Source organism: Burkholderiales bacterium (assembly GCA_036262035.1).
Taxonomy (GTDB): domain Bacteria; phylum Pseudomonadota; class Gammaproteobacteria; order Burkholderiales; family SG8-41; genus JAQGMV01.
The window spans coordinates 39477-63082 of record DATAJS010000010.1; the positions used below are offsets into that span (position 1 = coordinate 39477).

Annotated in this window: 24 protein-coding genes; 6 read left to right on the forward strand and 18 right to left on the reverse strand. The window is 67.0% G+C overall.

Going from position 1 to position 23606, the window contains the following annotated elements; all coding sequences use genetic code 11:
- Positions 1–4 precede the first annotated feature (4 nt).
- From VHP37_08140 to dapE, 7 genes are all read right to left on the reverse strand, one after another.
- Positions 5–133: a hypothetical protein gene (locus VHP37_08140; GenBank protein ID HEX2826300.1), complete on the reverse strand. Its 129-nt coding sequence runs from the start codon at positions 131–133 to the stop codon at positions 5–7.
- Complete coding sequence (locus VHP37_08145) at positions 130–1008, reverse strand: isocitrate lyase/PEP mutase family protein (GenBank protein HEX2826301.1); 879 nt, start codon at positions 1006–1008, stop codon at positions 130–132. Before VHP37_08145 ends, VHP37_08140 begins: the two co-directional genes overlap by 4 nt.
- Before the next feature lie 12 nt (positions 1009–1020).
- The gene (locus VHP37_08150) at positions 1021–1974 is read right to left on the reverse strand and encodes a tripartite tricarboxylate transporter substrate binding protein (protein ID HEX2826302.1); all 954 of its coding nucleotides are present in this window, start codon (positions 1972–1974) and stop codon (positions 1021–1023) included.
- A gap of 396 nt (positions 1975–2370) precedes the next feature.
- Positions 2371–2592 (reverse strand): DUF433 domain-containing protein, encoded by a 222-nt coding sequence (locus tag VHP37_08155; protein ID HEX2826303.1) that lies wholly within the window; start codon positions 2590–2592, stop codon positions 2371–2373.
- Between the two features lie 59 nt (positions 2593–2651).
- A complete protein-coding gene (locus VHP37_08160) occupies positions 2652–3593 on the reverse strand; it encodes a tripartite tricarboxylate transporter substrate-binding protein (GenBank protein HEX2826304.1) in 942 nt (313 codons plus the stop codon).
- 71 nt (positions 3594–3664) lie between these two features.
- Positions 3665–4249, reverse strand: coding sequence for a peroxiredoxin (locus VHP37_08165; protein HEX2826305.1), 585 nt, complete (start codon positions 4247–4249; stop codon positions 3665–3667).
- 6 nt (positions 4250–4255) lie between these two features.
- Positions 4256–5389, reverse strand: a complete 1134-nt coding sequence (dapE, locus tag VHP37_08170; GenBank protein HEX2826306.1) for a succinyl-diaminopimelate desuccinylase — start codon at positions 5387–5389, stop codon at positions 4256–4258.
- Positions 5390–5456: 67 nt separating this feature from the next.
- Here dapE and VHP37_08175 point away from each other — a divergent pair, with 67 nt between their 5' ends.
- The 3 genes from VHP37_08175 to VHP37_08185 all read left to right on the forward strand — a co-directional run bounded on the left by VHP37_08175 (position 5457) and on the right by VHP37_08185 (position 8507).
- Positions 5457–6443: a D-2-hydroxyacid dehydrogenase gene (locus VHP37_08175; protein HEX2826307.1), complete on the forward strand. Its 987-nt coding sequence runs from the start codon at positions 5457–5459 to the stop codon at positions 6441–6443.
- A 23-nt stretch (positions 6444–6466) separates the two neighbouring features.
- Positions 6467–7435: a tripartite tricarboxylate transporter substrate binding protein gene (locus VHP37_08180; protein ID HEX2826308.1), complete on the forward strand. Its 969-nt coding sequence runs from the start codon at positions 6467–6469 to the stop codon at positions 7433–7435.
- 118 nt (positions 7436–7553) lie between these two features.
- Entirely contained in the window at positions 7554–8507 is a 954-nt protein-coding gene (locus tag VHP37_08185) for a tripartite tricarboxylate transporter substrate binding protein (GenBank protein ID HEX2826309.1), read from the forward strand.
- Positions 8508–8778: 271 nt separating this feature from the next.
- On the opposite strand, the gene VHP37_08190 is transcribed toward VHP37_08185, so the two are convergent.
- Positions 8779–8919, reverse strand: coding sequence for a hypothetical protein (locus VHP37_08190; GenBank protein HEX2826310.1), 141 nt, complete (start codon positions 8917–8919; stop codon positions 8779–8781).
- A 132-nt stretch (positions 8920–9051) separates the two neighbouring features.
- Here VHP37_08190 and VHP37_08195 point away from each other — a divergent pair, with 132 nt between their 5' ends.
- Positions 9052–9960 (forward strand): DMT family transporter, encoded by a 909-nt coding sequence (locus VHP37_08195; protein HEX2826311.1) that lies wholly within the window; start codon positions 9052–9054, stop codon positions 9958–9960.
- 15 nt (positions 9961–9975) lie between these two features.
- The gene (locus tag VHP37_08200; GenBank protein ID HEX2826312.1) at positions 9976–10866 is read left to right on the forward strand and encodes an alpha/beta hydrolase; all 891 of its coding nucleotides are present in this window, start codon (positions 9976–9978) and stop codon (positions 10864–10866) included.
- 211 nt (positions 10867–11077) lie between these two features.
- Here the strand turns inward: VHP37_08200 and VHP37_08205 are convergent, their stop codons facing one another.
- The 10 genes from VHP37_08205 to VHP37_08250 all read right to left on the reverse strand — a co-directional run bounded on the left by VHP37_08205 (position 11078) and on the right by VHP37_08250 (position 22760).
- The gene (locus tag VHP37_08205) at positions 11078–11464 is read right to left on the reverse strand and encodes a thioesterase family protein (GenBank protein ID HEX2826313.1); all 387 of its coding nucleotides are present in this window, start codon (positions 11462–11464) and stop codon (positions 11078–11080) included.
- Positions 11465–11514: 50 nt separating this feature from the next.
- Entirely contained in the window at positions 11515–12723 is a 1209-nt protein-coding gene (locus VHP37_08210; protein HEX2826314.1) for an iron-containing alcohol dehydrogenase family protein, read from the reverse strand.
- Positions 12724–12801: 78 nt separating this feature from the next.
- Positions 12802–14229, reverse strand: a complete 1428-nt coding sequence (locus VHP37_08215; protein ID HEX2826315.1) for a CoA-binding protein — start codon at positions 14227–14229, stop codon at positions 12802–12804.
- Positions 14226–14915: an acetate--CoA ligase family protein gene (locus tag VHP37_08220; protein HEX2826316.1), complete on the reverse strand. Its 690-nt coding sequence runs from the start codon at positions 14913–14915 to the stop codon at positions 14226–14228. The genes VHP37_08215 and VHP37_08220 overlap by 4 nt, the downstream gene beginning before the upstream one ends.
- Positions 14916–15053: 138 nt before the next feature.
- Entirely contained in the window at positions 15054–16406 is a 1353-nt protein-coding gene (locus VHP37_08225; GenBank protein ID HEX2826317.1) for a biotin carboxylase N-terminal domain-containing protein, read from the reverse strand.
- Positions 16407–16457: 51 nt separating this feature from the next.
- Positions 16458–17993 (reverse strand): carboxyl transferase domain-containing protein, encoded by a 1536-nt coding sequence (locus VHP37_08230; GenBank protein ID HEX2826318.1) that lies wholly within the window; start codon positions 17991–17993, stop codon positions 16458–16460.
- A gap of 22 nt (positions 17994–18015) precedes the next feature.
- Positions 18016–19011, reverse strand: a complete 996-nt coding sequence (locus tag VHP37_08235; GenBank protein ID HEX2826319.1) for an electron transfer flavoprotein subunit alpha/FixB family protein — start codon at positions 19009–19011, stop codon at positions 18016–18018.
- The gene (locus VHP37_08240) at positions 19011–19760 is read right to left on the reverse strand and encodes an electron transfer flavoprotein subunit beta/FixA family protein (protein ID HEX2826320.1); all 750 of its coding nucleotides are present in this window, start codon (positions 19758–19760) and stop codon (positions 19011–19013) included. The genes VHP37_08235 and VHP37_08240 overlap by 1 nt, the downstream gene beginning before the upstream one ends.
- A gap of 58 nt (positions 19761–19818) precedes the next feature.
- Positions 19819–21060, reverse strand: coding sequence for a sulfite oxidase (locus VHP37_08245; GenBank protein ID HEX2826321.1), 1242 nt, complete (start codon positions 21058–21060; stop codon positions 19819–19821).
- A gap of 131 nt (positions 21061–21191) precedes the next feature.
- Entirely contained in the window at positions 21192–22760 is a 1569-nt protein-coding gene (locus VHP37_08250; protein HEX2826322.1) for a carboxyl transferase domain-containing protein, read from the reverse strand.
- Positions 22761–22847: 87 nt separating this feature from the next.
- On the opposite strand from VHP37_08250, the gene VHP37_08255 reads away from it, so the two are divergent.
- Complete coding sequence (locus VHP37_08255; GenBank protein HEX2826323.1) at positions 22848–23597, forward strand: GntR family transcriptional regulator; 750 nt, start codon at positions 22848–22850, stop codon at positions 23595–23597.
- The last annotated feature ends 9 nt before the right edge of the window (positions 23598–23606 follow it).

The following is a 23606-nucleotide window of genomic DNA, read 5'->3' on the forward strand; positions in this document are numbered from 1 at the left end:
GAGTCTAGGTCGGGTCGATGCTGTCGGGCCGCAGGCCGTCGAGGACGAAGACGAGGTGGAGGACGGCGTTCGATTGCGCGTGTGCCGCGGCCGAGAAGGCCGCGAGCAGCAGCGCAAGGAAGGCGCGTCTCACTTCTCCACCGTGTCCGCTTCGATCCTGTAGTACTCCTCCAGCCCGATCAGGTCTTCGACCTCCTTGCGCCAGACGATCATCTGCTCCGGGTCGTTGCCGGAGACGCCTTCGGTCACCATGCTGGTGATCACGCGCTTGAGCGTCTGGGTCACCGGGCACAGCAGCGCGGTCGGATACGTGGAGAGCTTGTAGCCGATGTCCTGAAACTCCTGGACCGAAAAGAGCGGCCGCCGCAGCTTGTTGCCTTCGCTGTTGGTATACGCGAGCGGCCCCTTGATCTCCTTCACCGCCTGGATCGCTTCCTCGCGCGTGTTGGGAAAGATCATCACCATCTCCGCACCGGCTTCGAGGTAGAGGTTCGCTCGCTCTACGCCTTCCCTGAAACCGTCGGTGCGCATCGAGTCGGTGCGCCCCATGATCATGAAGTCCGGATCGGTCTTCGCGGCGACCGCGGCCTTGATCTTGGCCACCATCTCGTCGCGCGGAATCACGTGCTCCACACCCTTGTGATAGTGCACGCGCTTGGGATAGATCTGGTCTTCGATGTGGATCGCCGCGGCGCCCGCCTTCTCGAGCTCTTTCACGCAGCGCATGACGTGCAGCGGCTCACCGTACCCCGCGCCCGCGTCGACCACCACCGGGATCTTCACCGCCGACGTGACGTACTTGGTCGTCCACGCGAGCTCGGTCAGCGTGAGCAGCGGCTCGCTCGTCACGTAATGCGTGCCGAGCTGATAGCCGCCGATGTGCACGCACTCGATGCCGAGCGCTTCGGCGACGCGCGCGGTATACGGATCCCAGATGCCGAGTGCGGGGATGAACTTCGGCCGCGCCATGAGCTCGCGGAAACGCTTCAGCGCCGATGTGTTCTGCACGTGCGATCTCTCCTAATACGATTCCGGTTTCATGCCCGCGAACTTCATCACCGCGCCCCATTTCTCCATCTCGGAGCGGACGAACGCGGCGAACTCCTCCGGCGTGCTCGGCTCGGCGACGACGCCGACGGTGCCGAACTGGTTTTGCAGCTCGGTCGTGCGCAGCAGGCCGACGACCCCGCGGTTCAGTTGATCCACGATGTTTTTCGGTACGCCGCGCGGCGCGGTGATGCCGTACCACGTGCCCGCTTCGACGCCGGCCACGCCGCCCTCGGCGATCGTCGGGATGTCGGGCGCGAGCGGCGAGCGCGCCGCGGTCGCTACGCCGAGCGCGCGCAGCTTGCCCGCTTTCACCTGCGGCAGGGCGCCGACGAGATTGGGCATGCCGAACTGGGTCTCGCCGGACAGGATCGCAGTCACCGCGGGGCCGGTGCCTTTATACGAGACCTGCCGCGCTTCCAGACCCGACTGCTTCAGGAACAGCACCACCGCGAGGTGGCCGATGCTGCCCGCGCCGGGCGTGGGATACACGAACTGCCCCGGCTTCTGCTTCGCCACCGCGACGAACTCCTTCAGCGTCGTCGCGGCAAACGAAGGATGCGTGACGAGCGCGAAAGGCACCGAGCCCACGCGCGTGATGAAGGTGAAGTCGCGCAGCGGGTCGTACGGCAGCTTGCGATACGCGACCGCGGTCACCGAATGCGACGCGGTCGCGAAGCCGAGGGTGTAACCGTCGGCGGGCGCCTTGGCGACGAGGTCGGTGCCGATGATGCTCGCGGCGCCGGGACGGTTGTCGACCACGACGGGCTGGCCGAGCTTTTCCGAGAGCTTCTGCGCGAGCATGCGGCCGGGCACATCCGAGCCGCCGGGCGCGAAGCCGACGATCAGACGGATTGGACGGGAGGGATAGGCGCCGCTCGTGGCGGCGGTTGCCGAACACGCGACGAGCGCGATCGTAAATGCCACGGCGAGCCGCGCGATCACGATCCTCGCGCTCCGTGGTTACGCCTGCACACGCTTTTAGTCATGCGGCTTCCCTGGTCATGGAATGTTTACCTCCGTGTAGCTTCCGGGAACAGCCGAATCAACGGCCCGCACCACGCTGTCGATGGCCCGCTGTATCCGCGGCCAGCTCGGTGTGGAAAGAACGACGAAAGCAACACGGCGAGCCGCGAGATTCTGCCGATGCTTCAGATTCAGGTCCGTCGTAACCGGAACCTCCAGCCCTGCGTTCTCAGCCGCGTCGATCAAAGCGCCGTTCTTGTGTTGCGACCAACCACGTTCGTACGCCGTGGTGACGTCGTGATGCGTCAGAGACTGACGCAGTGGAACCGGAGTGCCCTGGTCGAATAGGACACGCACCTACGCAGAAGCCAGGGCGCTCTTCGCGGCGTGCTCGAGGACCTGCTTGACCTGATCCATAGTGACGCCCGGAAACCATTCAACGAATTCTGACGCGACCGCACCATCCTCGAGGTTTTCGAACAGTGCCGCCACCGGTACGCGTGTGTCGCGAAACAGCCAAGCCCCCCCGACGCGTTCGGGGTCGCGCTCAACAGCAGGACAGGAAGACCAATCGATCATCGCGCTACGGTATCACCGACCCCGAGGCGCGTCTAACGGGGGGGATAGGGGAGCAACGCTCACTCCTCCTTGATCCCCTGCTTCCTGATCAGCTTCGCCGCGCGGTCGATGTCGTGGCGCAGCCACGCGGCGAACGCGTCGGGGGTGTTGGCGACGACCTGATTCCCCGAAGCGAACATGCGCTCTTTCGCATCCGGCGCGTTCAACGCGCGCGCGATCTCCTGCTGGAGCTTGGCGACGATCGCCGGCAGGGTTTTCGCCGGCGCGAAGATGCCCTGCGGCGAGACCGACTCGTACCCCGGAAGCGTCGATGCGATCGTCGGTATGCCGGGCAGCAGCGGGCTGGGCTCGAGCGAGCCGACGCCGAGCGCGCGGATCTTGCCCTGCTTGATATACGACGTGCCCGACGCCCCGGGGAACATGATCTGCGCTTCGCCCGTCATGAGCCCGATGAGCGCAGGGCCCGAGCCTTTGTAAGGCACGCGCACGAGGTTGACGCCGGCCATCGCGCGAAACAGCTCCCCGGCGAGATGCGGTCCCGCACCGATCGTTCCGGCCGCGTAATTGAGCTGGCCCGGTTTGGATTTTGCGAGCACGATCAGCTCGCGCACCGTCTTCACGGGCAGCGACGGATGCACCGCGAGGATGCTCGGGCTCACCACCGCCATCGTCACCGGCGCGAAGTCGCGCAGCACGTCCCACGGGGTATTGCGCAGCAGCGGCTGCAGCCATGCGGGGCTGCCGTTGACGTGCAGCGTGTAACCGTCCGCCGGCGCTTTCGCCGCGACTTCGGGCGCGATGGGACCGCGGTTGTCGACGACGAACTGCTGTCCGAGGGCTTCGGAGAGCCTGGGCGCGACGAGCCGCGCGACCAGATCGGAGCCTCCGCCGGCGGCGGGGACGATCAGGCGGACGGGCTTGGAGGGATAGGCGTCCTGCGCGGATGCGATTGCAGCGGAGCAACCACCGACGACGAACAACAGCTTTGCAGCATGATGCACGGGAACGGCTCCTCCGTTTTTATTTTCGGCGTCAAACCAGGGTCAGACCCCGATGAAGCCGGGGTCTGACCCTACAAAAAGTGTCCGGCTTTCCTTTCGACCAGCCAGTGGATCACCGTGGGCGCGCTGGTGTCCGGCGGGAACACCGGATAGAAGACGTGCTCGATCACGCCGTCGTGGATGACGAGCGTGAGCCGCTTGATGAGCGTCATGCCTTCGACCTCGAACGTCGGCAGGTTCAGCGCGCGCTGGAGCTCGAGCTTCTCGTCCGAAAGGATCCGAAAAGGCAGGTGCAGCCGCGCGACGAGCTCTTCCTGATACCCGGTGTCCTGCGTCGACAGCCCGAACAGGTGATCGACGCCCAGGTCGAGCAGCTCCTGGTAGTGATCGCGATAACCGCAGCTCTGCGGCGTGCACCCGCGCGCGCCGGGGATCGCGTCCCAGCCTGCCGGCGGCGCCTCGTCGGGCTTGCCGGTGCGCGGGTAGATGTAGACCACGCTCCAGCCTTTCAGCGCCGACAGGTCGACGCTGCCGCCCCCGGTCGCCGCAAGTGCGATCGACGGCAGCTGCATGCCGGGAAGATGGGCGCACGCACCGTCGTCCTGCGGTTCGGGCAGACCCGCCGGGAGCTGGTAGAGGTTATCGGTGCGCGCCATCGCGTTTTACTTTACCAGCAACTCGCCGAGGATCCGCTCGTAAATGCCCGGCAGCGGCTTCAAGTCTTCGAGCGTGATGCATTCGTTGAGCTTGTGGATGGTGGCGTTGACCGGGCCCACCTCCACCACCTGCGCGCAGATGTCGGCGATGAATCGCCCGTCCGACGTGCCCCCGGTCGTCGAGAGCTCGGTCTCGATGCCGGTCTCGGCCTTGATCGCCCGTGCGACGGCGTCGACGAGATCGCCGCGCCCCGTGAGATACGGCCGGCCGTCATAGCTCCAGTCCAGATCGTAGGTCACGCCCTGCTGGTCGAGGATGCCGTGCACGCGCGTCTGCAGCGATTCCACCGTGCTCGCGGTCGAGAAGCGGAAGTTGAACCGGATGTGCGCTTCGCCGGGGATGACGTTGCCCGCGCCGGTGCCCGCGTTCATGTTCGAGATCTGCCACGTGGTCGGCGGGAAGTATTCGTTGCCGCGGTCCCACTCGGTCTTGGCGAGCTCGGCGATCGCCTCGGCGACCTCGTGCACCGGGTTGCGCGCGAGGTGCGGATACGCGACGTGGCCCTGTATGCCTTTGACGACGAGCTTGCCCGAGAGCGAGCCGCGCCGGCCGTTCTTGATCATGTCGCCGGTGCGCTTGTTGGACGTCGGCTCGCCGACGACGCAGTAATCGGGGCTGATGCCGCGGTCGCGCAGCGCATCGACGACCTTGACGGTGCCGTCGGTGGCAGGCCCTTCCTCGTCGGACGTGAGCAGGAACGCGATCGAGCCCTGGTGGTCGGGATGCTTCGCGACGAACTTCTCGACCGCTTCGATGAAAGCCGCGATCGACGTCTTCATGTCCGACGCGCCGCGCCCCCACAGCGCGCCGTCGCGTATCGTCGGCTCGAAAGGCTTGCTGATCCACTGCTCGACCGGGCCGGTCGGCACGACGTCGGTGTGGCCCGCGAAGACGAAGAGCGGCGCAGCGCTGCCGCGCCGTGCCCACAAGTTGGAAACGCCGCCGCTGTCGATGCGCTCGCATTCGAAGCCGAGCGGTTCGATGAGCTTCGCGATGAGATCGAGGCATCCCGCGTCCTCCGGCGTCACCGAGGGCCGCGCGATGAGGTCGCGCGCGAGATCGAGAGTGTTGGTTGCCACTGTTGCCACCTTTCCGGTTGTGGCGGGAATGGTAGCAAAGAGCGGGGTAGAATCGTTGGCTCACCCCATGCCTTCCCTGCTCGTCTCCCACCGCCTGTACAGCGAACGCGGCGCCGAGCTCGCGCGACTTGCGAGCGACGCCGGGCTGACGCTCGTGGCGCTGCCGCAGGATCGCGAAGGGAGGCTGGCCGGCGATCTCGTGGCCGACATCGAAGTCGCGTTCTTCTCGACCGACCTCTATCCGGACTACTCGCGCCAGTTCTTCTCGGCGGTGCGCAAGGCGCCGAAGCTCCAGTGGCTGCACGTCTTCAACGTCGGCGTCGATCACCCCATTTACACCGAGATGCTCGGGCGCGGCGTGCGTCTCACGACCTCCGCCGGCTCGACCGCCGAGCCGATCGCACAGACCGCGATCGCCGCGCTCATCATGCTCGCGCGCAACTTTCCGCGCTGGCTCGATGCGCAGCGCGAGCGCCGCTGGGATCCGATGTCGACCGACGAGTTTCCGCGCGACCTCAAAGGGCAGACCGCGGTCATCGTCGGCCTCGGCCACATCGGGAAGGAGATCGCGCGCCTCGCCAAGGTGCTCGGGCTGAACGTGGTCGCGCTGCGCCGCAGCCCGCGCAAAGCCGACGATCCGGTCGACGAGATGTACACGCCCGATCGCCTGCAGGAGGTGCTGCCGCGCACCGACTGGCTCGTGCTCGCGTGTCCCCTGACCGACGAGACGCGCGATCTGATCGACGCGGACATGCTCGCGCGCCTGCCGGCGACCGCGCGGCTCATCAACATCGGACGGGGCGAAGTCATCGACGAGGACGCGCTGATCGCGGCCTTGCAGGAACAGCGCCTCGCGGGCGCCTATCTGGACGTCTTCCGCGAAGAGCCGCTCCCGCCCGAGTCGCCGCTGTGGGACCTGCCGAACGTGATCGTGACGCCGCACAACTCGTCGGTCGCCACCGGGAACGATACACGCGTCTACGACATCTTCGTGGACAATCTCAACCGCTGGAAAGAAGGCCGGCCGCTGACGAACGAAGTCGGCGCGGCTTAAAGCAACAACGAGGAGAACATCGCATGACCCGACGCATTTCGTCGATGACGCTCGCGCTTGCCGCGGCGTCGCTCGCAACCCCCGCGCTCGCGCAGCAGTATCCGGCCAAGCCGGTGCGCATCGTCGTGCCGTACGCCGCGGGCGGCAACACCGACTTCACCGCGCGCTCGATCGCCGAGAAGCTGACCGATGCCTACAAGCGCCAGTTCATCGTCGAGAACCGGCCGGGCGCGGCGACCAACATCGGCAGCGACATGGTCGCGAAAGCCCAGCCCGACGGCTACACGCTGCTCATGGGCGGCGCCGCCAACGCGATCAACATGAGCCTCTTCACGAAGCTGCCGTACGACACGCTGCGCGACTTCGATCCGATCGCGCTGTGCGTGCAGGGTGCGAACGTGCTCGTCATCCATCCTTCGCTGCCGGCGCACAACCTCAAGGAGCTGATCGCGCTCGCCAAGGCGCAGCCGGGCAAGCTCAACTACGGCTCCAGCGGGCTGGGCAGCTCGAACCAGATGGCGGGTGAGCTGATGAACATCATGGCCGGCACGAAGATCGTGCACGTGCCTTACAAAGGCAATGCGCCCGCGCTCACCGATCTCCTCGGCGGGCACGTCGAGATGATCTTCAGCGGCGTCCCGGCGCTGCTGCCGCACATCCAGAACGGCCGCGTGCGCGCGATCGCGATCGGCAGCAAGAAGCGCTTCCCGGCACTGCCGCAGGTGGCGACCTTCGACGAATCCGGACTGAAAGGTTACGAAGCGACCACGTGGTTCGGCATGCTCGCGCCGGCGAAGACGCCGAAGGACATCGTGTCGCGGCTCAACGCCGAAGTCGACAAGGCGATCAAGAGCGCCGACATCCAGCAGCGCTTCGTCAACGAAGGCCTCGAGCCGATGGGGGGCACGCCGGAGTTCTTCACCAAGTTCATGCGCGCCGAGATCGACAAGTACGCGAAGGTGATCAAGCTGGCTGGGATACCCAAACAATAAAGTGACGGATACAACGGTGACGGGTGAAACGGTGACGGATAAAGCGGTGACGGTGATACAGGGTTCCCTCCCCGTCAGGGTGAGGGACAGGGTGACGGTGGGTTTGGCGAGGACGACCATGTTCGCTTTGCTGGCGCTTGCTGCCGGCGCCGCGTCGGCCCAGGGCTGGGTCCCCCAGAAAAACGTCGAGATCGTCGTCGGCTCCGCGCCCGGCGGCAGCAACGACAAGACCGCCCGCACCGTCGAGCGCATCCTGCAGCAGTTGAAGCTGGTGCCGACGAGCATCACCGTCAACAACAAGCCCGGCGGCGGCAGCAACATCGCGTTCACCTACGTGCAGCAGCACGCGCGCGACCCGCACTACCTCATGGTCGGCACGCCGTCGCTGCTGACCAACCACATCACCGGACTGTCGAAGCTGCACTACGACGACTACACGCCGATCGCTTCGCTGCTCAACGACTACGTGGTGTTCGCGGTCAATGCGTCGGCGCCGATCCGCAACGGGCGCGATCTCATCGAGCGCCTCAAGAAGGATCCGAAGTCGGTGTCCATCGGCTTCGCGACCGTGCTCGGCAGCCACAACCACATCGCCGCGGGACTGCTCGCCAAGGCCGTCGGCATCAACGCCCGCGATCTGAAAGTGATCGCTCACAAAGGCTCGGCGGACGCGATCACCAACCTGCTCGGCGGCCACATCGACCTGGTGACGACCGCCGCCGGCAATATCGCGGGTCATGTCGCGGCGGGGAAGATCCGCGTGCTCGGCATCGCGGCGGACAAGCGCATGCCGGGCGCGCTCGCCGACGTCCCGACGTGGAAGGAGCAGGGGGTGAACCTCGTCTTCGGCGGCTGGCGCGGCATCATGGCGCCGAAGGGCCTCACGCCGCAGCAGACCGCGTACTGGGAAGGCGCGCTGAAGAAAGTGACCGAGACGCCCGAATGGAAAGCCGACCTGCAGAAAAACTACTGGTCCGACGATTTCGTGGCGGGCGAGGCGTTCAGGAAAGAGCTGGACAAGGACTACGCCGCCATGAAAGCGGTGCTGGGCGATATCGGGCTGGCGAAATGACGACCGGCGACAGCCGGACCGTCATCCCTGCGAAGGCGACGACCGGCGGCAGCCGGAGCGTCGTCCCCGCGAAGGCGACGACCGGCGGCAGCCGGAGCGTCGTCCCCGCGAAGGCGGGGACCCATTTAAAGGGACTCTAAAGTCAAAATGGGTCCCGGATCGCCCGCTTCGCGGTCGTCCGGGACGACGACAAGGGCAGATCCCCGCAACGTCCGGGACGACGATAGCGCGGGGCCGGCGACGCGGCCGGCCGCGCGCTGATGTCGGTGTACTACGCCAGCAGCAGGACGACGGCCGAAGCGGTGGTCGCGAAGACCAGCGCGGTCGCCATGCCCGCCGCGGCGAGCTTGGCGAAGTCCGCGACGACGTGCGGCGTCTGAACGGTCATTCCCTGATTGTTCGTGGTCTGCATGTTCGTGTCCTCTTCTACACTCTTTGGCAATCGGTGTGCCGGGTCTTCTTCCCCGGACCTGTTAACGGCGTGAAACGCTGAAGGCTTGAGGGCCGGTCCGCCGAGCGAATGAGGAATAAGGCCGTACGCCCGATGCAGAAAACCCGCAGCCTCGCGCTCGCCTCGCTTTTCGCGGGCGCCTGCGCCATCGGTACGTCGGCGGTGCTGGTGAAGCTCTCGGACGTCGGGCCGGTCTCGAGCGCGTTCTGGCGCGTGGCGCTGGCGGTGCCGGTGCTGGCGCTGTGGGCCCACCTCGCCGACGGCCGCCCGGCGGGCGGCCACCCGCGCACGAGCCGCACGCTCCTCTTCCTCTGCGGCCTTTTCTTCGCCGGCGATCTCGCCTTCTGGCACTGGTCGATCGTGCTCACCAGCGTCGCCAACGCCACCCTGCTCGCCAACTGCGCGCCGATCTTCGTCACGCTGGCGGCGTGGCTCTTCTTCAGGCGCACGCCCCGCGCGCAATTCGTCGTCGGCCTGGCGACCGCGATGGCGGGCACGGCGCTCCTTCTGCACGGCGATTTCCGGCATTCGGGCGCGGCGCTCGTCGGCGACGCGCTGGGCATCGTCACGGCGATGTTCTACGCCGCCTACCAGCTCGCGGTGACCCGCGCCCGGCGGCAGATCTCGACGGCCCGCATCATGTTCGTGAGCGGGGCGGTGACGGCGAGCCTGCTGCTGCCGCTCGCGCTCTTCTCCGGCGAGCGCTTCCTGCCGCAGACCGCGGCCGGCTGGCTCCCGCTGCTCGGCCTCGCGCTCATCGCACAGGTGGGCGGACAGAGCCTGATCGCCTGCGCGATGGCGCACCTGCCGGCGACCTTCTCGTCGGTCGGGCTGCTGCTGCAGCCGGTGGTAGCCGCGGCGCTCGCGTGGGCGGTACTCTCGGAGGCTCTCACGCCGCTCGCGATCGTCGGCGGCGTGCTGGTGCTCATCGGGATACGCGTCGCGCACGGCGCGCAATCTGAAGAAAAACCGGGGTCTGACCCCGAAAAAACCGGGGTCTGACCCCAAGGAGAGAAGATGCCATACGCTGATTCGGACGGAGTGCGGCTGTACTACGAGGAAGCAGGGAAGGGGACGCCGATCGTCTTCGTCCACGAGTTCGCGGACGACCTCACGAGCTGGGAGCCGCAGATCCGGTTCTTCAGCCGCCGCTATCGCTGCATCGCCTACAACGCGCGCGGCTATCCGCCGTCGGACGTGCCGAAGGCGCGCTCGAAGTACTCGCAGGCCATCGCGGCGGACGACGCCGCGGCCGTCATGAAGCACGTCGGCATCGGCAAGGCGCACGTCATCGGCTGCTCGATGGGCGGCTACGCGACGCTCCACTTCGGGCTGCGTTACGCGAGGATGGCGCTGTCGCTGACCGCGGTCGGCGTGGGCTACGGTTCCGATCCGGACAAGCGCAAGCAGTTCATGGACGACACCGAAGTGATGGCGCGTCGCTTCGACGAGCTCGGCACCGCCGAGGCGGTGAAGCCCTACCAGATCGGCCCGTCGCGCGTGCAATACCAGAACAAGGATCCGCGAGGATTCGCGCGCTTCTGCGAAGCGTTCGGCCAGCACTCGGCGCTCGGCTCGGCGAACACCCTGCGCGGGGTGCAGGCGAAGCGGCCGACGGTGTATCAGCTGAAGAGCGGGCTCGCGAAGCTACGCGTGCCGCTGCACATGATGAGCGGCGACGAGGACAACAACTGCCTCGAGCCGGGGCTGTTCATCAAGCGCGTGTGCCCGTCGGCGTGGCTGTCGGTGATCCCGAACACCGGGCACGCGGTGAACGTCGAGGAGCCCGACCTCTTCAACCGGCTGACCGCCGAATTCCTCGCGCAGGTCGACTCCGGCCGCTGGCGCCCGCGCGATCCGCGGTCGCTGACCAAGTCGACGATGCAAAGAGTCAAAAGCAAAGCTTGAACATGGAGGGCGCGGAGGAGCACGGAGGACACGGAGAAAACAAATCGTCATTCCGGACCGCGCGACAGCGCGATGTGATCCGGAATCCATTTTGACGTTTGCACGCACTTCAAAATGGATTCCCGCCTGCGCGGGAATGACGTTGTGGGTTACCGCCGTGGCTCTGTGTTCCTCCGTGACCTCCGTATCTATGGTTTTTGGCTTTTGACCCTCAGCCGTTGATCTTCTTGCGCAGCTTCTCGACGTACTTGTCGAGGTCGATCACGAAGCGGTCGTGCTTCACCTCGCCGACCTGTTCGACGTCGTCGAAGATGCCGATGTGAAACGAGAGTCTGCGGCGGTCGATCTCGGTGAGCTCGACTTCGGCGCGCACCATCTTGCCGAGCGGCGTCGCGGCCATGTGCCGGATCGTGATGCTGATGCCGACCTGGCCCTTGTCGGCAGGCAGGTGGGGGGCGACGAGCTTGCTCGCCGCGGCCTCCGCGAACTGGCACATCGACGGGGTCGAGAACACCTTGAACTCGCCGCGGGCGGTGGTGTAGCGCTCGGTGACTTCCCACTCGAGCGTGTGCTTCATGCCGATCTGGAGTGCATCCATTGTTCTTGCTAAAGGCGTGAACGGGTGAAGGGGTGAACGGGTGAAAGGCGCTACCAAGTCGACTCCAGAACGTCGAGCAGCAGGTCGCGCTCCTTCACGAACTCGCGCTTGGGATCGGCGTTGAAGTTCTTCAGCGAATGCTCGAGGATCGCGGGCAGGCTCTCGCGCGGGATGTCGAGCTGCGAGATGCGCGTCGGCGTGCCGATGATGCGGAACGCCTGCTCGAGCGCGGCGGCGGCGCGCTCCGGCGCGTCCTGCACCGGGTCGCCTTCGCGCCAGACGTCGAGCGCCGCGGCGATGCGGCACATCGCTTCCGGGTCGCGGTGCCCGAGCCGGCGCATGACCATGGGGGTCAGCGCGTTGTTCGCCTCGCCCTGGGCGACGTGGCCGTGCTGGTTGAAGAGCGCCGCGGCGAACGCATAGACGACGCGTCCGACCCAGTGCTTCTCCATGAGCGTGCCGCCGTCGTCGGCTTCGCGATTCTGGAGGTAGGCAGCGGCGCACAGCTCGATGCGCGGGCCGGCATCGTCCGGATTCGCAAGGCGCGGCAGCGCACCGCGGGCGAGGCGCAGCGCCTGCAGCCGGTCGCCTTCGACCAGCGGCGACATGCTCGCCGCGCCCATGTTCATCACCGAACGCCAGAACACCGCCGCGCCGGTGTTGCGCGCGAGCGACGCCGGCGCGGTGAGCAGCGCATCGCTGTCCCAGAACACCGCCACGGGGCGCGTCTTCGGATCGAAGAACTCCATGCGGTGGTCGAGGTGGTCGCCCTTGACCGCCGAGCCCGCGCGGTTCTGCGCGGACGTCGCCGCGGTGAGCACGTTCACGATCGGCAGCTTGGGCGCCATGAGCTTCGGGCTGATCGCCGGGCCGCTCGCGGGATACTGCGTGATCAGCTCTTCGACCGGCGCTTTTTCGGCGAGCAGGATCGAGACCACGCGCGTCGCCTGGATCACGCTGCCGGCGCCGACGGCGATCAGCATGTCGGCGTTCGCCGCCCGCGCGGCGTCGCGCGCGGCAAGCACCGCGGACAGCGGCGATTCCTTCGCCATCTCGTCGAAGACGCCGGCGCAGCTCTCGCCGAGGATGCCGCGCATGCGGTCGACGAGCGGCGTCTTGCGCGAGACCGAGCGGCCGCAGACGATGAACGCGCGCGATCGCTTGTGGCGCTTCGTCTCGGCGGGCAGGTTCTCGAGCGCGTCCTTGCCGCTGTAGAGGCGCACGGGGTAGCCCACTGCGCGGAAATCGTGTCTGTACATATCGCCTCGCTTGGGGTCAGACCCGGCTGCATCGGGGTCCGCCCCCGGTTTTAACGGCGCGGTGCGTTACCACGCACCCTACGATCGTTTGTTGAGGAAGTTCTCGTACTGCTGGAGCGCCGCGAGCGCGTGACCCGCGTTCGACATCTCGTCGTAAACGGGCACGCCGAGCGCCACCGCGTGGTCGCGGAACTCGCGCTTGCGCTTTTCCAGCGGCGGATCGCCGTCGGAGCGCAGCACGAGCACGAAGTGCGCTTGTCCCGGATAGTGCTCCTGTACTCGCATCGCCGCTTGCACCAGGTTGTCGAGCACTTCGGGCTTGCTCCGCCCGACGAACGCCGACAGGTTCAGGTGCATCACCAGCGCGTCCGGTTTCCCCGAGCCGTAGATGATATCGAGTATCTTCTCGGCGACGCGGCCGTCGTCCTGCTGGAGCGTGCCGACCGGGCAATCGACCGGATTGGTGATGCTCGTGCCGGGCGGCAGGTTGAGCGCCGCGAGCTCGGAGATCGCTTTCGCATCGAACGGCGTCACGTCGAGCCCGAGGCGCGCGTAGTAATCGGTCGCGAGCACGCTCGTGCCGCCGCCGTTGCCGAAGAGGGTCACGCGCTTGAGCGGGTGCTTCGGTTGCGGCTTCAGGGCCTGGAACACGAGCAGGGTGTCGATGAACTGGTCGAGGGTGTCGACCAGGATGCAGCCGGTCTGGCGCGACAGCGCGAGCCACACGCGCTCGTCGCCGGCGAGCGAGCCGGTGTGCGACGCCGCCGCCGCGCGGCCCTGCTGCGTGCGTCCGCCTTTGAGGATGACGACCGGTTTCGAGGCTTTCGCGCTGCGCAGGATCTCGAAGAGGCGCCGGCCGTCGCGCGCGGTCTCGATGTACATGCCGACGACCTTGGTCACGTCGTCGGCGAGATAGAACTCGAGGAGGTCGCTCGGCGTCACGTCCGCGCAGTTGCCGACGGTGACGAGCCCCGAGAACTTGAGCCCGCGCGAAAGACCGCGGCGGATGATGTCGGTGCCCAAGCCTCCGCTCTGCGAGACGACGCCGACCGGCCCGACTTCTTTCGGGCCGATCTCGGCGAAGGTGATCTTGCCGCGCGGCGTGTAGAGACCGAGACAGTTAGGCCCGATGAGCCGCGCACCGCCTTCCTTCGCGGCGCGCACCAGCGCGTCCTGGAGCTCGCGTCCTTCCTCGACCTCGCCGAAGCCGCTCGAGATCACCTGCGCGAACTTCAGCCGCCCGTTGGCGCCGGCGAGCAGCGGCGGAATCTGCGCCGCGCCGATCGCGATGTAGGCGTAATCGACCGGTTCGGGCGTGTCCGCGAGGCTCTTGTAGGCCGTCAGGCCGTCGATCGAATCCGCGGTCGGATGGATGGGGTAGATCGCGCCCTGGTAGCCGAACTCGCGGATGCGGCGGATGAACACGTTGGGCAGCGCGGTGCCTTTGGTCGAGGCGCCGATGACGGCGACGGCCCTGGGATTGAAGAGGGGATTGAAGTCGGTCATTTCAATATGAACCTTGCGTCCACCGCCACCGCGTCGCTCTTCGACACGATGAGCGGGTTGATGTCGGCTTCGGCGATGTCGTCGCCGTGTTTCATCAGCAGCCCGTTCTCGCCGCCGATCTTCATCAGCACGTCGACGATCGCGTCGCGCGATGCGGGCTCGCGGCCGCGCGCGCCTTTCAGCACCGCCGCGCCTTTCAGCTCGTCGATCATTTCCTCCGCGTCGACGCGCGCGATCGGGCAGATGCGGAAAGCGACGTCGGCCAGCACCTCGACGAAGATGCCGCCGAGACCCACCATGACGAGCGGCCCGAAATCGGGATCGCGCAGGCCGCCGACCACGATCTCCTGACCCGCCGGCACCATCTCTTCCACCAGCCAGCCTTCGACTTTCGCCGGCCTGATCTTCGGCAGCGCGGCCATCCCGGCGATCGCGGCTTTCACTTCATCGGCGCTCTTCAGGCCGACGCGCACGCCGCCCGCATCGCTCTTGTGCAGGATGTCGGGCGACACCACTTTCACGACGACGGGAAACGTCATCCCGGCAACGCCGTGATCGACCGCGGCCGCGTCTTTGACCACCGTCGTCTTCGGCACCGCCACGCCGAACCGGGCGAGCAGGGCTTTGCCTTCGGCTTCGCCCAACGCCTGCCGTCCGTCCGCTTTCGCTTTCTGAATAAGATTCATTCGTTCGGTTTTCCTCTGCGCGCCTCTGCGTCCTCTGCGGTTAAAAACGCCTTTGACTTTCCCTGGCGTCCTTTGCGTCCTTTGCGGTTAAAGCTTTCAAAGGCGCGGTGCGTAACAAAGCTTCGCGGCTAACGCACCCTACGATTTCTTCTTCGCAAGCACCTCGGGGATGAGCCCGGTGTGCACCGCACCGGCGCGGAACTGCTCCGACTTCAGGATCGCCACCACCGCCGGGATGTTGTTCTTCACGCCCTGGATCTCGAACGCTTCCAGCGCGTCGAAGAGGCGGTCGATCGCCGCCTCGCGAGTATCCGCGCGAGCGATCACTTTCGCGATCAGCGGATCGTAGTGCGGCGTCACCGCCCGCCCTTCGGCGAAGCCGGTGTCCACCCGTATCCCGTCGCCGCTCGGCGGCCTGAAGACGTTGAGCGTCCCGGGCGAGGGATAGAAGTTCTTCGGGTCTTCCGCATACACGCGAGCCTGTATCGCATGGCCGCGCACCTGCACCGGCCCCGAAACGACATCGCTCAGCTTCTCGCCCGCGGCGGAACGGATCTGCGCACGCACCAGGTCGACTCCGGTCACTTCCTCGGTCACGCCGTGCTCGACCTGCAAGCGCGTGTTCATCTCGAGGAAGTTGAACGAGCCGTCGGCGCCGCGCAGCATCTCGACGGTGCCGATGTTGTCGTAGCCCATGTCGCTCATGATGCGGGCGATCTTGTCCGCGAGCGCGGTCACTTCTTCGCGCGATATCGCCGGCGCCACCGCTTCCTCGATCACTTTCTGGTTGCGCCGCTGCGTGGAGCAGTCGCGCTCGAAGAGGTGCATCGCCGACCCGTGCTGGTCGCCGAGCACCTGGAATTCGATATGACGCGGCTTCTCCAGCAGACGCTCGAGATAGACCTCGGCGTTGCCGAAGCCGCGGCTCGCGAGCGAGCGCGAACGCTCGACCACCTCGACCAGCTTCGATTCGTCGGTCGCGGGCAGCATGCCGATGCCGCCTCCGCCGCCCGCCGGCTTCACCAGCACCGGGAAGCCGATCTCGCGCGCAGCGGCCAGAATCGCGTCGGGCTCGGCCGGCAGCACGCCCGAGCCTTTCGACATCGGCATGCCGTGCTTCGCGGCGATCTCGCGCGCGCGCGTCTTGTGACCCATCGCGTCGATCCACTGCGGAGACGGCCCGATGAACGCGACGCCTGCGTCGATCACGCGCTGCGCGAACTCGGCGTTCTCCGACAGAAAGCCGTAGCCCGGATGCAATCCGTCGGCGCCGGAACGCTTCAGCACCTCGACGATTTTCTCCTGGTCGAGATAGGACTCGCGCGCAGGCGCGGGGCCGATCTCGTAGGTTTCGCTCGCCATCGCGAGATAAGGCGCGCCGGCGTCGGCTTCCGAATACAGCGCGACCGAGCGGATGCCCATCGCGTTCAAGGCGCGGAGGACGCGGGCGGCGACGGCGCCGCGGTTTGCCACCAATACTTTGTCGAACATCGGTTCTACCCGTTCACTCGTTCACCTGTTCACCCGTTCACGCAGTCGGCATCAGTAACTCGTCGGCCAGCTACGCATCAAATGCTGCCCCACGCCTTTGGTCATGCGCAGCTTGTAGACGTCGAGCATGCGGATGAGGTAATCGCGCGTCTGTTCGGGGCGGATCACCGCCTGCGCGGCGTACACCGACGCGAGCCCCCACACGTCGGAGCCCTGGCGGATGTTCGCGAAGGCTTCCTCGAAACCCGGATCGCCGACGCCGACTCCGTGGACGATCTTGGTCGCGAACTCGGGGCTCATGAAGCTGATCTCGGCGGTGGGCCACGCGGCCACCTCGTCGGAATGGCGCCCCCCGCCCATGCACACGTAGGCGCGGCCGTAGCTCTTGCGAACGATCACCGAGATGTGCGGCACGGTGACGAGCGTCATCGCGTTCATGAAGTTCATGATCTTGCCCGGCGCGCCGGCGCGCTCGGCGTCGGTGCCGATCTGGAACCCCGGCGTATCGACGAGGATGACCAGCGGCACGTTGAACGAGTCGCACATCACGATGAAGTCGACGATCTTGCGGCACGCGTCGGCGTCGAGCGCGCCGCCGCGATGCAGCGGGTTGTTCGCGATGACGCCGACGCTCTTGCCGCCCAGCCTCGCGAGCGCGGTGACCGCGCTCTTGCCGAAGCGCGGCTTGAGCTCGAAGAGGGTGTCCTTGTCGACGACGCAGCGGATCACTTTCTTCATGTCGTAGACCTGGGTGCGGCTTTCGGGCAGGAAGCCGAACACCTTGTCCATCTCCGCGCCGGATCCCGCGGGCACCGGCGCGTCGGGCGGCGCTTCGCGGTGATGGCTCGGCATGTACGAGAGATATTTCCTGAGCGCGTCGAAGACCTCTTCCTCCTTGTCGACGACCTGGTCGACGAGCCCGGTGATCTCCGCGTGCATGCGCCAGCCGCCGAGCTCCTCCGCGGTCACTTTCTCGCCGAGCGCCATCGAGACCAGGCGCGGGCTCGATACCGCCATCGTCGCGCCCTTGTGCATGACCGCGAAATCGGAAAGGCACATGAGCCAGGTCGACGAACCGAAGGCCGGCCCGAGCGCCGCGGCAGCCATCGGTATTTCGCGCATGCGCCTGAACTGCGTCGGATCGTTGCCGAGGAGCTGGCCCATGCCGCGCGAGCCCATCGCGTCGGGCAGCCTCGCGCCGGTCGATTCGCCGACGACGACGAGCGGCATGCCGCGCTCGGTCGCGGTGCGCTTCATGTGCGCGACCTTCTTGCTGTTGGTCGCGGACGTCGAAGCGCCTTTCACCGTGAAGTCGTTGACGACCACCGCGACGTCGCGCCCGTCGATCCTGCCGAAGCCGGCGAGCTTGCCGTCGGTCTGCGTCTCGTCGGCCTGCTCGGGATAGACGCCCGAGGACCCGAACAGGCCGGACTCGATGAAGGTGTCCTTGTCGAGGAGGTAGGCGATGCGCTCGCGCGCGTTCCATACGCCGGCCGCGGTGCGCTTGGCGTATTTGTCTTCGCCGCCGCCGGCGAGCGCCTTGGCGCGGCGGGCTTCGTATTCTTTCAGCAATGCGTCGTATGACATGGGGTCCTTTCGCGGTGCGTTGTCACGCACCCTTCGATTTGAGCTCGGCGAGCGCCTGGGTCAGCGCAGGAACGATCTTGCGGTAATCGCCGACGATGCCGAACTTCGCTTCCCTGAAGATCGCCGCATCGGGGTCGGTGTTGATCGCGACGATCGCGCGCGCGTTGCCGCAGCCCGCGAGGTGATGGCCGGCACCCGAGATGCCGACCGCGAAGTAGAGATCGGGCGTGACGGTCTTGCCGGTGAGGCCGATCTGCTTCGAGTGCGGCACCCAGCCCAGGTCGCAGGGCACGCGGCTCGCGCCCACCGCCGCGCCGAGAACGCCCGCAAGCGCTTCGATCACCGCGAATCCTTCGGGTCCTTCGAGACCGCGCCCTCCGGCGACCACGATCTTGGCGTCTTCGAGACGGGTGCCGCTCGCGGGCTCGCGCTCGCGACGCACGACGCGCACGCGCGCACCCGGCGCGGGTGCATCGAGCTTCACGATCCCGCCTTCGCGCGGCGCATCGTCCCGTGCGCTTCCGACGCCCGGCCGCACCGTCGCGACCGCCGCGCCTCGCGCGAACGAGATCGTCTCGCGCGCGTTGCCGCCGAAGCAGGCGCGCGTGCACGCGATACGCTCGGCGTCTGCGGCTAGGGCGATGCAGCCCGTCGCGACGCCCGCGCCCAGCCGGAACGCGAGGCGCGGCGCGAGGTCGGCGCTGGCAGGCGTGTGGCCGGCGAGCACCAGCGCAGGCCGAAGCTCGCCGGCGAGCTTCGCCGCCACGGCGAGCCACGGTTCGCTCTCGTAATCCTCGGCGTCGCGTGCGCAGACATAGACGCGATCGGCGCCGTGCGCGACGAGCATGTGCGCCGCGTCGGCGTTATCGCTGAACAGCAGACACACTGTTCCCTCCCCCTCAGGGGGAGGGTTAGGGTGGGGGTGGGTTTCGACCAGCGATCGCGCGAGCCCGAGCGCCTCCAGCGTCAACGCCGTCACCGCACCTTCGCGCGTCTCCGCGATCACCAGCACGCTCATCAGACGAGTCTCGCTTCGCGCAGCCGCGCCGCCAGAGCGCGCGCCTGCACCGCTTCGTCGGCGCCTTCGATGAGCTCGCAGCGGTTTTCTTTTTCCGGAAAGAAGACGCGCTCCCGGACCCGCAGCGACGCGTAACGTTCGAGCGTCGCGCGCTCGACGCCGACGTCCGCCGCGGACTTGACCGCCAACGGCTTCCTGGCGGCACGCATGGTTTCGCGCAGGCTCGGCGCGCGCGCGGCGCCGATCTCGTTCGACACCGTCACGACTGCGGGAAGATCGGCTTCGACGGTCTCGCGGCCGTCGGCGAGCACGCGCTCCACGACCGCGGTCTTGTCGTTCACCTCGACGTTGCACGCGAACGTCACGACGGGAACCCCGAGCAGCTCGCCGACACCGCAGCCGACGATGCCGGCGTCGGTATCCGAGGCCTGGCGTCCGGCCAGTATCAGATCGACGGCACCCAGACCGGCGATCGCACGCGACAAGGCATACGCCGTCGCTTCGGCGCCGGCGTCTTCGAGCAGCGGATCGCTCACGAGCACCGCCTCGTCCGCGCCCATCGCGAGCGCATGCTTGAGCGCGTTGCGCGCGAGGTCGGGTCCGATGCCGAGCGCGGTGATCTTCGCCTCGCCCGCGCGCTCGCGGATGCGCAGCGCAGCCTCCATGGCCTGCTCGTCGAACGGGCTCATCACGAGCTGCACCCCGGCCACCGGCACGACTTTCTTCGCCTGTTCGTCGATTCTGAACATGCTGAAAGCGGTTTCCGGATTCGGGACTTGTTTGACGCAGACGACGATGTGCATGCGGTCAAACGACGGTCACGTCAGCGGGGACGATCCCGTCGAAATGCTTGCGCTGGTAGTTCCACGGTATCACCGGTTGCACGCGGCCGGTCTCGTCGGTGGCGCGGGCACGGATTCGATGCTGGCCGGGCTGCGCGTCCCACAGGTACGACCAGCGCACCCACAGCCAGCGCTCGCGCGGCTCTTCGAGATGGGCGTCCTGCCACGTCGCGCCGTCGTCGACGCTCACTTCGACGCGGGTGATCGTGCCCATGCCGCTCCATGCGAGGCCGCGCACCTTGTGCTCGCCTCGCGGCAGCGGCGAATCCTCGTCGAGCGGATCGACGATGATGCAGCGCACCCCCATCGAGGTGATCATCTCCTTCTTCGGGTCCTCGGGGCCTTCGCCGTAGACGAAGTAGTGGTGCTGGTAGTAGCACTGGGGCAGGTGGTCGAGCACCTCGATCTGCTCCAGCCACTTCACCCACCAGTTGCCCGACCAGCCGGGCACGACCGCGCGCACCGGCGCGCCGTGGATGTGCAGCAGGTACTCGCCGTTCATCGACCACGCGAGCAGCGTGTCGGGATGCATCGCTTTCGCGATGGGCAGACCTTTCTCGTAATTGATGACGCCCGGGTCGACGAGCTGGAAGTCCGAGCGCCCGACCGAGCGGTACTGCACGGCGAGATCGGGCTGGCCGCGATCGAAGCCCTGCATGCGCACGCTGACCGCGCTCGATTTGAGGCCCGCTTTCTTCAGCACCGCCGCCAGCGGCACACCGGTGAACTCGCCCGCGCTCATCGCGCAGGTCGTGGTCGATTCGTTGCCGATCTCTTCGGTCGACGGCACCGCGTTCTTCTCGCGCATCGCGGCGCGCTTGTTCATGTCCTGCTGGTTGATGCGCGAGGGCTTGCGACCGCCTTTCTTGAGGTAGTCGAAGTAACCCGCGTCGTTGCCTGCGCATTCGGTGACCGCGCGCACCGTGCGGCCGGGGAGCTTCTGGAGGTCTTTCAGCGAAAGCTCGATCGGCTTGTCGACCTCGCCGCCGATGGTGAGGATCCAGTCGTCGGGGTGGATGGGGTCGGGGACTTCGAGCTGGTTGACGACGTAGTACGCGTCGGTGGGCGTGATCAGCCCTTCGAGCTCGGTGATCGGCGCGCGGCCGTTGATCACGCGCCCCTGCGAATCCTTGCCCGCGATGAGCGCCGGACGCTTGCGGTCCGGCCAGCCCATCACCCAGTCGCCTTCGATCTCAGGTCGTGCCATCGGTGTCTCCTCACGGGTTCGTCATTCCGGACCGGCGGTAGCCGATGTGATCCGGAATCCATTTTCAAGCTTTTGACGTCAAGATGGTTTCCCGCTTTCGCGGGAATGACGTCGGGGGCGCGCGCTCCACGTCAAGGGCGCACTCCGTACTTCGCTTTCGGACCCAGCTGCGTCTTCAATCTCGGCTGCAGCGCTTCGATGAACTGGCACAGGTAGGGCCGCGTCTCGCGCGGATCGATGAGGTCCTCGATCGCGAACGCTTCGGCGGTCCTGAACGGCGAGGCGAGCTGTCTCAGCTCTTCCTCGATCTCGCGCTCGCGCTTCTCGGGATCTTCCGCTTTCTCGATGTCGCGCTTGTAAGCCGCTTTCACCCCGCCTTCGACCGGCAGCGAGCCCCAGTGGCCCGACGGCCACGCGATCTTGAAGTTCAGTCCCGCGCGGTCGATCACGCCGCCGCCCGCGACGCCGTAGCACTTGCGAACGAGCACCGTGAACACCGGCACGCTCACCTGGAAGCCGAGGAAGCGCGCCCGCACGCCTTCGCGCAGGATCGCGTCCGATTCGGACTCGACGCCCACCATCAGCCCGGGGATGTCCGCGAAGAACACGATCGGGATGTTGAACATGTCGCAGAGCTCGATGAAATGGCCCTGCTTGCGCGCCGCCTTGTAATCCATGATGCCGCCGAACATCGGGTTGTTGGCGACGATGCCGACCACGTAGCCGTCCATGCGCGCGAGCGCGGTGATCACGGAGCGGCCGAACGTCGGCTGGATCTCGAAGAGCGAGCCGCGGTCGACGACCATCTCGACCAGCTTCTTCATGTTGTAGGCCTGGCGGTCCGAGCGCGGCACGATCTTGGCGAGCGCATCCTCCGCGCGGTCCGCCGGATCGCCGGTGCGCATCACCGGCGGCAGCTCCCACACGTTCGTCGGCATGTAGGAGAGGAAGCGCCGGATCTGCGCGATGCAGTCGGCTTCGTCTTCCGCCACGTTGTCGATGGTCCCCGCGGTGTCGACCGCGACCCTGGTGCCGCCGAGATCGTCCTTGTGGATCTTGTTCCCGAACGCGCGCTCCACCACGGGCGGTCCGGCCGCGAAGATCTGGCCGGTGCCTTTCACCATGATCGACCAGTGCGACAGGATCGCGCGCATCGACGGTCCGCCCGCGGTCGTTCCCATCACCGCCGAGACGACCGGAACGACGCCGAGCAGGTCGGCCGAGCGCTCGCAGCCGTCCTGGCCGTAGCCCGGAACGACGGTATAGCCCTTGCGCTTCGCGGTGTTCACGGTGCCGCCGGTGCCGTCGATGAGGTTCACCAGCGGGATGCGGTACTCGTACGCGAGGTCCTCGATGAAGCCGCCCTGGCCGCCTTTGCGGCGGTCGCTGCCGAAACCGGTGCCGGCGCGGATCGTGTAATCCTCGCCGCCGACCGCGACCGGACGCCCTTCGATCTTGCCGAGGCCCATCACGTACGGCGCGGGCTCGAAGCCGGTGAGCTGGCCGTGCCGGTCGTAGCTCGCGCGGCCCGCGAGCTTGCCGACTTCCCTGAAGCTGCCGCTGTCGAGCAACGCCGCGATGCGCTCGCGCACCGTGAGCTTGCCGGCGGCGTGGTGCTTCGCCACGGCCTCGGCGCCTCCGCACGCTTCGGCGAGCGCGCGGCGGCGGTGTATCTCTTCGATCTCGGGGAGCCAGCTCATGGGAACGACGGGGTGGGGCGGGAGCGAAGGACTTTAACCCGGCAGGAGATTGTTGACAATCCTACGAGGCGCTCCCATCCTGCGCACATGAACAAATCCGTCGAAAACGCCGAACGCCTGCTCGCCGCGAGCGGGCTCGCGCGCGCGTCGCTCGCGCTGACCTCCTCGCTGCCGGAACAGATCGCGACCCGGCTGTCCGAGCGCATCGTCTCCGGCGGCTACGCGCCGGGCCAGCGCATCATGGAACAGGCGCTCGCGAGCGAGTTCGCGGTGAGCCGCGGGCCGATACGCGAGAGCCTGCGCATCCTCGAGCGCGACGGGCTGGTCACCATACTGCCGCGGCGCGGCGCGATCGTCACCAATCCGTCGATCGAGGAAGTGAAGGAGATCTTCGACGTGCGCGCGATGCTCAACGGGTTGCGCGACCGCCTCGTGGCGGAAGACCCGCAGCGCGCGAAAGTGGTGGCCGGCGTCGAAGCCGAGGTCGCCAAGCTCACGCGCTACGCGCGCGATCCGAAGAAGGGGCAGCAGTACGTCGAGACGGTGTGGTCGCTCAACCGCATACTGAACGAAGCGTGCACCAACGCGCGCCTGAAGAACATCCTCGATTCGCTGGCGCGGCAGACGCTGCGCTATTCGCAGCTCGGCTTGTCCACACCCGAGCGGCGAACCCAATCGGTCCAGCACTGGCAGAAGCTGGTGGAAGCGCTGAAGAAAGGCGACGGGGCGACGGCCGAGCGCATCGCGCGCAAGCGCGTGACCGATTCGCGGGACGGGGCGATCCGCGCGCTGCAGTCGGCTGTCGCTGCGCCCAAGGGCGAAACAAGAAAGCTTTAACACGGAGGA

What these genes read in the sequence shown, in the direction of transcription:
- VHP37_08155 (HEX2826303.1), bottom strand. Translation starts at nt 2,592, where the DNA reads ATGATCGATTGGTCTTCCTGTCCTGCTGTTGAGCGCGACCCCGAACGC.
- VHP37_08165 (HEX2826305.1), bottom strand. Translation starts at nt 4,249, where the DNA reads ATGGCGCGCACCGATAACCTCTACCAGCTCCCGGCGGGTCTGCCCGAA.
- VHP37_08175 (HEX2826307.1), top strand. Translation starts at nt 5,457, where the DNA reads ATGCCTTCCCTGCTCGTCTCCCACCGCCTGTACAGCGAACGCGGCGCC.
- VHP37_08180 (HEX2826308.1), top strand. Translation starts at nt 6,467, where the DNA reads ATGACCCGACGCATTTCGTCGATGACGCTCGCGCTTGCCGCGGCGTCG.
- VHP37_08185 (HEX2826309.1), top strand. Translation starts at nt 7,554, where the DNA reads ATGTTCGCTTTGCTGGCGCTTGCTGCCGGCGCCGCGTCGGCCCAGGGC.
- VHP37_08190 (HEX2826310.1), bottom strand. Translation starts at nt 8,919, where the DNA reads ATGCAGACCACGAACAATCAGGGAATGACCGTTCAGACGCCGCACGTC.
- VHP37_08195 (HEX2826311.1), top strand. Translation starts at nt 9,052, where the DNA reads ATGCAGAAAACCCGCAGCCTCGCGCTCGCCTCGCTTTTCGCGGGCGCC.
- VHP37_08200 (HEX2826312.1), top strand. Translation starts at nt 9,976, where the DNA reads ATGCCATACGCTGATTCGGACGGAGTGCGGCTGTACTACGAGGAAGCA.
- VHP37_08205 (HEX2826313.1), bottom strand. Translation starts at nt 11,464, where the DNA reads ATGGATGCACTCCAGATCGGCATGAAGCACACGCTCGAGTGGGAAGTC.
- VHP37_08210 (HEX2826314.1), bottom strand. Translation starts at nt 12,723, where the DNA reads ATGTACAGACACGATTTCCGCGCAGTGGGCTACCCCGTGCGCCTCTAC.
- VHP37_08215 (HEX2826315.1), bottom strand. Translation starts at nt 14,229, where the DNA reads ATGACCGACTTCAATCCCCTCTTCAATCCCAGGGCCGTCGCCGTCATC.
- VHP37_08220 (HEX2826316.1), bottom strand. Translation starts at nt 14,915, where the DNA reads ATGAATCTTATTCAGAAAGCGAAAGCGGACGGACGGCAGGCGTTGGGC.
- VHP37_08225 (HEX2826317.1), bottom strand. Translation starts at nt 16,406, where the DNA reads ATGTTCGACAAAGTATTGGTGGCAAACCGCGGCGCCGTCGCCGCCCGC.
- VHP37_08230 (HEX2826318.1), bottom strand. Translation starts at nt 17,993, where the DNA reads ATGTCATACGACGCATTGCTGAAAGAATACGAAGCCCGCCGCGCCAAG.
- VHP37_08235 (HEX2826319.1), bottom strand. Translation starts at nt 19,011, where the DNA reads ATGAGCGTGCTGGTGATCGCGGAGACGCGCGAAGGTGCGGTGACGGCG.
- VHP37_08240 (HEX2826320.1), bottom strand. Translation starts at nt 19,760, where the DNA reads ATGTTCAGAATCGACGAACAGGCGAAGAAAGTCGTGCCGGTGGCCGGG.
- VHP37_08245 (HEX2826321.1), bottom strand. Translation starts at nt 21,060, where the DNA reads ATGGCACGACCTGAGATCGAAGGCGACTGGGTGATGGGCTGGCCGGAC.
- VHP37_08250 (HEX2826322.1), bottom strand. Translation starts at nt 22,760, where the DNA reads ATGAGCTGGCTCCCCGAGATCGAAGAGATACACCGCCGCCGCGCGCTC.
- VHP37_08255 (HEX2826323.1), top strand. Translation starts at nt 22,848, where the DNA reads ATGAACAAATCCGTCGAAAACGCCGAACGCCTGCTCGCCGCGAGCGGG.